Here is a 6,165-nt window from a genome sequence, read left to right as displayed (position 1 = left end):
GATAGGGATCCGGCCATTTGACACCACGGTCGCCGAGCGTGACGGCGGCGTGCAGTGTCCAGTAGGGATCGGCGAGATGCGGCCGTGCCAGCGCCACCAGATCGGCGCGGCCGGCCATCAGGATCGAATTGACATGGTCCGGCTCGTAGATGTTGCCGACCGCCATCGTCGCCATGCCGACTTCGTTGCGGATGCGGTCGGAAAACGGCGTCTGGAACATGCGGCCATAGACAGGCTTGGCCAGTGCCGAGGTCTGGCCTGCCGAGACGTCGCAGATGTCGACGCCGGCCTCGTGCAGCAGCCGTGCGATCTCGACCGCGTCGGCCGGTGTGACGCCCTCGATGCCCACCCAGTCATTGGCCGAAATGCGCATCGAGATCGGCTTCTCCGCCCGCCAGGCAGCGCGCACCGCGCGGAAGATTTCGAGGGGATAGCGCATCCGATTGTCAAGCGAACCGCCATATTCATCCGTGCGCCGGTTGGTGACCGGCGTGATGAAGGACGACAAGAGATAGCCATGCGCAGCGTGGATCTCGAGCATGTCGAAGCCGCAACGATCGGCCATCTCGGCCGAAGCCACGAATTCGTCGCGCACGCGGTCCATGTCGGCGCGATCCATCGCCTTCGGCACCTGATTCTGCGGCGACCACGCCACGGCCGAGGCGGCGATCACCGGCCAGTTGCCGGAGACCAGCGGCACGTCGGTGCCTTCCCAGCCAAGCCGGGTCGAACCTTTGGCGCCGGAATGGCCGATCTGGGCGCAGATCTTGGCTTCGGTTTCGGTGTGGACGAAATCGACCAGCCGCTTCCACGCCACCTCATGTTCGGGCGCATAGAATCCCGGACAACCGGGCGTGATGCGACCTTCCGGGCTGACGCAGGTCATCTCGATATAGAGGAGCCCGGCGCCCCCTTTGGCCCGCTCGGCGTAGTGGGTGAAATGCCAGTCGGTCGGGCAGCCGTCGACGGCCTTGTACTGCGCCATCGGCGAAACGACGACGCGGTTCTGCAGCCTCATGTCGCGCAGCTTGAACGGCGCGAACATCGGCGCGCGGCGCAGGCTGTTGCCGCCGGCGCCCGCCTGGCGCTGGAACCATTCCTCCGCACCGCCCAGCCATTCGGCATCGCGCAGCCGCAAATTCTCATGGCTGATGCGCTGCGAGCGGGTCAAAAGCGAATAGTTGAACTGCACCGGATCGAGGCCGAGATAGCGCTCGACCTCCTCGAACCATTCCAGCGAATTGCGCGCCGCCGATTGCAGCTTCAGCACCTCGGTGCGGCGGGCATCCTCATATTTACGGAAGGCGGCATCCAGGTCCGGCTCGGTTTCGACATATTCGGCCAGCGCCACGGCACTTTCCAGTGCCAGCTTGGTGCCGGAGCCGATCGAGAAATGGGCTGAGGCCGCCGCATCGCCCATCAGCGCCAGATTCTTGTAGGACCAGCGCTCGCACAGCACGCGCGGGAAATTGATCCAGGCGGAACCACGGATATGGTTGGCATTGGTCATCAGCGCGTGGCCGCCGAGATGTTTTTCGAAGATCCGCTCACAGACAGCGATCGATTCCTGCTGCGACATCGCGCTGAAGCCGAAAGCAGTCCAGGTCTGTTCGCTGCACTCGACGATGAACGTCGCGGTGTCGCTGTCGAACTGGTAGGCGTGCGCCCAAACCCAGCCATGCTCGGTCTTCTCGAAGATGAAGGTGAAGGCGTCGTCGAATTTCTGGTTGGTGCCGAGCCAGACGAACTTGCATTTGCGGGTGTCGATGTCGGGTTTGAAGATGTCGACGAAAGCGTTGCGCGCCCTGGAGTTGAGGCCGTCGGCCGCGACGACCAGATCATGCGTCTCCATGTAAGGTTTGGGATCGGCGATGTCGGTCTCGAACATCAGCTTGACGCCGAGTTCGCGCGCCCGGCGCTGCAGCAGGACCAGCAGCCGCTTGCGGCCGATGCCGCAGAAACCGTGACCTGACGAGACCGTGCGCACGCCGTCATGGATGACGGCGATGTCGTCCCAGTAGGCAAAGTGCTTCTTGATCCAGACAGCGCTGACCGGGTCGTTTTTCGACAGATTGTCGAGCGTCTCGGCCGACAGCACGACGCCCCAGCCGAACGTGTCGTCGGCGCGGTTGCGCTCGAACACCGTCACATCGTGCGCGGCGTCCCTCAGCTTCATCGAAATGGCAAAGTAGAGGCCAGCTGGTCCGCCGCCGAGAACCGCAACCTTCATGTCTGCGATCTCCTCTTCGCTTGCTGGAGTTCAGTATCGCGCCGGCGACAAGATATTTCAAGCTTAAAGTTTTATATCAAAACGATTGTCCTGACATGGCGAAAGCGCGCCTGCGTGTCATCGCGCAAGCGCGCTGCCGGATCACTTTTCCGGGTTCTTCGGGCTCCACAGCACCGTCTCGGCGTCCTTCTCATAGGCCATTCCGTCGGGATAGCTGATCGCTTCCAGCTGCAGCCCCCACGGCGCCTGGAAATAGAGGATGGTCTGGCCGGCCGCCGGCCCTTCCTTGACCGGCAGCGGCCCCATCCGCGTCTTGACGCCCTTGCCTTCGAGATAGGCTTTGGCGGCAGCGACGTCGTCGACATAGAAGGCGATGTGGAAGCCGCCAATGTCGCTGTTCTTCGGCGTCAGGTTCTTCTGGTCCGGTGCTGTGTATTTGAACAGCTCGATGTTCGAACCATAGCCGCAGCGCACCATGGTGACCTCTTCGATCACCGCCTTCGGGTCGACGCCCAGGAGATCCTGCATGAAGGTGCCCTTGTCGTCGGCGAACGGACCGAACGACATCGCCTTCTTGCAGCCGACCACTTCGGTGAAGAAGTCGACCGCTTGCTTCATATCGGGAACGGTGATGCCGGTGTGGTCGTGGCCGCGCATGCCCGGGATCGAATCCGCCGAGGCCATGCCGGCGCTGCCGAGCATCGTGGCGGCCAGCGTTGCAATTGCGATAGTGGTCTTCATGTCAGTCCTCTCCATTTGGCGGGACTTGGGTCTTTTGGTCGCACGCCCGAGGCCCGCTCTTCGGCGTGCGTATGCATTCATGTCGGCGCCTTGGCGGCGGAAGGAATGTCCAGCCAGTTCGCATCGATCTCGGGCAGCGGAATGGCCGCGATGAGATCGCGCGTGTAGGCCTGCTGCGGCTTGTCGAACAAGGCGTCGGTGGCGCTCGCTTCGACGATCACGCCTTCGCGCATGACGATCACTTGCCGGCACAGCCGCCGGATGACCGACAGATCGTGGCTGATGAAAGCGACGGTCAGCCCCATTTCCGCCGCCAGCTTTTCCAGCAGCGTCAGGATCTGCGCTTGCGTCGACACGTCGAGCCCTGAGACGATCTCGTCGGCCAGCACGAATTTCGGCGACAGCGCCAGCGCCCGCGCAATGCCGACGCGCTGGCGCTGGCCGCCCGATAATTCGTGGCGATAGCGGTTGGCGAAGCTTTGCGGCAGGCCGACGCGCTGCAGCGCCTCGGCAACGCGCGCCTTGAGATTGTCGCCGAGGCCATTTTGCTTGAGTGGCGCGGCGATAATGCTTGCAATGGTGCGGCGCGGGTTGAGCGACGACATCGGATCTTGGAAAATCATCTGCAGATTGCGCCGCAGTGGCCGCAGTTCCGCTTCCGGCAGATGCGTGATGTCGCGGCCGTCGTAAGTTATGCTGCCGGCGCTCGGTTCCAGCAACCGCACCAGAGCACGGCCGAGCGTCGATTTGCCGGATCCGGATTCGCCGACGATGCCGGTCACCGAGCCCCTGGGCAGGTCGAAATCCAGGCCCTTCAGGATTTCGACCAAGGGCGCGCGGCCGATCAGCGGCTTGCGCGTCATGTCGGGCAGCGCGACCTTCAGCCCGCGCACGGAGAACAACGGTTCAACCATGCGACCGCCTCCAGGCCTGGTCTGCGGCAGCGATCTCTGAAGCAAGCCCTGCGAGGACTTCGTCGTCCACCGGCTTCAGCGAGGCGAAAGGATCGGTGTAGCGTGGCGTCGCCGCCATCAGCGCTCGCGTGTAGGGATGCTGCGGTGCTGCGAAGAGGGCAGCCGTGTCGGCCTCCTCCACCACCTTGCCGGCATAAAGCACCGAGACTCTCTGGCTGATCTTGGCGACGACGCCGAGATCATGGGTGACGAACAGGATCGCCGTGCCATGCTCGCGCTGCAACTGCACGATCAGCCGCAGGATCTGTTTTTGCACGGTCACATCAAGCGCCGTGGTCGGCTCGTCGGCGACGATCAGCCTTGGCTCCGCGGCGAAGGCCGCAGCGATCAGCACGCGCTGGCGCATGCCGCCGGACAGTTCGTGCGGATAGCTTTTCAGCACGCGGTCGGGATCGCGGATTTGCACCTCGTCCAGCAATTGCCGGATGCGGGTATCGGCCTTCTCGCCACTCCAGCCGAGGATGCGCACCAGCCGGTCGGTCATCTGCGAGCCGATGCGCCGCGACGGGTTGAGCGCGGTCAGCGGGTCCTGCGGGATCAGCGCCGTGCGCGCCCCAATCAGCGTGCGTCGTGCCTTGGGCTGCAATTTGCCGAGGTCTTCACCCTCGAGCAGCATGTCGCCTTCGACAATGCGCACGCTCGACGGCAGCACACCGAGCACCGCCTTGCCGATCATCGTCTTGCCGGCGCCGCTTTCGCCGACCAGCGCGCGGACCTCGCCGGGCTGGACGGAGAGCGACACCGAGCGCAATACGCGCTGGCCGTTGGGCAGCACCGCGCTCAAATCCCTGATGTCGAGGCAGGCGCTCATCGCAGCACCGGATCGAAACGCGTCTTCAGCGCCTCGCCGAACTGGCTGAACGACAGCACGGTCAGGATCAGCGTGATCAGCGGGAACACCAGCACCCACCAGGCCTGATGGATCGACAGCCGGCCCTCGGCGATGATGCCTCCCCAGGTCGGATCGTCGGTCGAGATCGACAGATTGACGAAGGACAGGATCGCCTCGACGATAACGGCGATGCCCATTTCCAGCGACAGCAATGCGACGATCGACGGCACCACATTGGGCAGCACTTCGCGCAGCATGATGCCGATGCGGCCGTAGCCGGCAATGCGGGCATTCTCGACATAGTCCATGCGCGACTGACCCATTGTCTCGGCACGGATCACCCGGCAGAAACGCGTCCAGTCGATGATGGCGATGGCCAGGATGACGGAACTCAAGCCCGTGCCGAGCACCGCCACCAGCAATATGGCGAACAGCACCGGCGGAAAGGCCATCCAGACATCGACGACGCGCGAGATGATGCGGTCGGCCCAACCGCCGAAATAGCCTGCGATCAGGCCTAGCGTCGAGCCGACCAGGCACGCAGCGACGGCTGCGGAAAAGGCGACGATGAAGGCGATGCGGCCGCCAAAGATCAGCCTCGACAACAGATCGCGGCCGAGGCTGTCGGTGCCGAGCCAATAGCCGGGTTCGGCTCCATTCATCCAGAATGGCGGCAACCGCTCCAGCATCAGATCCTGCGCCAGCGGATCCTGCGGCGCGACCAGCGGCGCGAAGATTGCCGCCAGAAGCGCCAGCAGCAGCCAGCCGCCGGCCAGCCACAGGCGTGGCGACACACCTCGCCTTCGAGCACGGCCCTCATCCATGGCGCAGCCTCGGATTGAGCAGCGCATACATCATGTCGACGCTGAGATTGATCAGCACGAACAGCAGCGCGAAGACCAGCACGATGCCCTGGATCAGCGGCAGGTCGCGGTTGATGACGGCGTCGATCGCCATATTGCCGAGGCCCTCATAGGAGAACAGCCGTTCGACGATGACGGTGCCGCCGATCAGGAAGGTGAACTGCACGCCGACCAGTGTCAGCGTCGGCAAAGCGGCATTCTTCAAGGCCTCGCGCAGGATGACCTGCGTTTCCGAAAAACCCTTCACCCGTGCCAGCACGACGTAGTCGAGGTCGAGCACTTCCTTCAGCGACTGTTTCAGCAGCTGCGAGATGATTGCTGCCAGCGGCAGCGCCAGCGCCACGGCCGGCATCAGCATGTGCTTCAGCAGATCCCAGGTGAGGTCGAGGCGCAGGCGCAACAGGCTCTCGAACAGATAGAACTGGGTGACGAAGGGCAGGTCCAGTTGCGGCGACACCCGCCCGGAAATGTCGAAGATCGGCACCAGCACGCTGAGCAACAGGAACAGCATGATGCCCCACTGGA

Annotated in this window: 6 protein-coding genes; all 6 read right to left on the bottom strand. The window is 63.7% G+C overall.

The features are described 5' to 3' along the window. Positions 1 to 2,230 (bottom strand): bifunctional salicylyl-CoA 5-hydroxylase/oxidoreductase (locus EN964_RS21175; RefSeq protein WP_127276706.1); only part of this gene is annotated, 2,230 nt, incomplete at its 3' end. A gap of 141 nt (positions 2,231 to 2,371) precedes the next feature. Continuing rightward, positions 2,372 to 2,971: a VOC family protein gene (locus tag EN964_RS21170; protein WP_127272534.1), complete on the bottom strand. Its 600-nt coding sequence runs from the start codon at positions 2,969 to 2,971 to the stop codon at positions 2,372 to 2,374. 77 nt (positions 2,972 to 3,048) lie between these two features. Continuing rightward, positions 3,049 to 3,885 (bottom strand): ATP-binding cassette domain-containing protein, encoded by an 837-nt coding sequence (locus tag EN964_RS21165; protein ID WP_127272535.1) that lies wholly within the window; start codon positions 3,883 to 3,885, stop codon positions 3,049 to 3,051. Beyond that, positions 3,878 to 4,756: an ABC transporter ATP-binding protein gene (locus EN964_RS21160; RefSeq protein WP_127269248.1), complete on the bottom strand. Its 879-nt coding sequence runs from the start codon at positions 4,754 to 4,756 to the stop codon at positions 3,878 to 3,880. The genes EN964_RS21165 and EN964_RS21160 overlap by 8 nt, the downstream gene beginning before the upstream one ends. Continuing rightward, positions 4,753 to 5,601 carry an ABC transporter permease gene (locus EN964_RS21155; RefSeq protein ID WP_127269247.1) on the bottom strand — a complete coding sequence of 283 codons (849 nt, stop codon included), beginning with the start codon at positions 5,599 to 5,601 and terminating at the stop codon, positions 4,753 to 4,755. The genes EN964_RS21160 and EN964_RS21155 overlap by 4 nt, the downstream gene beginning before the upstream one ends. Continuing rightward, on the bottom strand, positions 5,594 to 6,165 hold a 572-nt coding region (locus EN964_RS21150; RefSeq protein WP_164775912.1), incomplete at its 5' end, for an ABC transporter permease. The genes EN964_RS21150 and EN964_RS21155, both read right to left, overlap by 8 nt.

The sequence above is a fragment of the Mesorhizobium sp. M7A.F.Ca.CA.001.10.2.1 genome (assembly GCF_003998575.1).
Taxonomy (GTDB): domain Bacteria; phylum Pseudomonadota; class Alphaproteobacteria; order Rhizobiales; family Rhizobiaceae; genus Mesorhizobium.
This window is presented reverse-complemented; position numbering and strand designations above follow the sequence as displayed.

Bases quoted from the DNA above. Each gene is read 5' to 3' on its own strand.
- EN964_RS21170 (WP_127272534.1), bottom strand. From the start codon at position 2,971: ATGAAGACCACTATCGCAATTGCAACGCTGGCCGCCACGATGCTCGGC.
- EN964_RS21165 (WP_127272535.1), bottom strand. From the start codon at position 3,885: ATGGTTGAACCGTTGTTCTCCGTGCGCGGGCTGAAGGTCGCGCTGCCC.
- EN964_RS21155 (WP_127269247.1), bottom strand. From the start codon at position 5,601: ATGGATGAGGGCCGTGCTCGAAGGCGAGGTGTGTCGCCACGCCTGTGG.
- EN964_RS21160 (WP_127269248.1), bottom strand. From the start codon at position 4,756: ATGAGCGCCTGCCTCGACATCAGGGATTTGAGCGCGGTGCTGCCCAAC.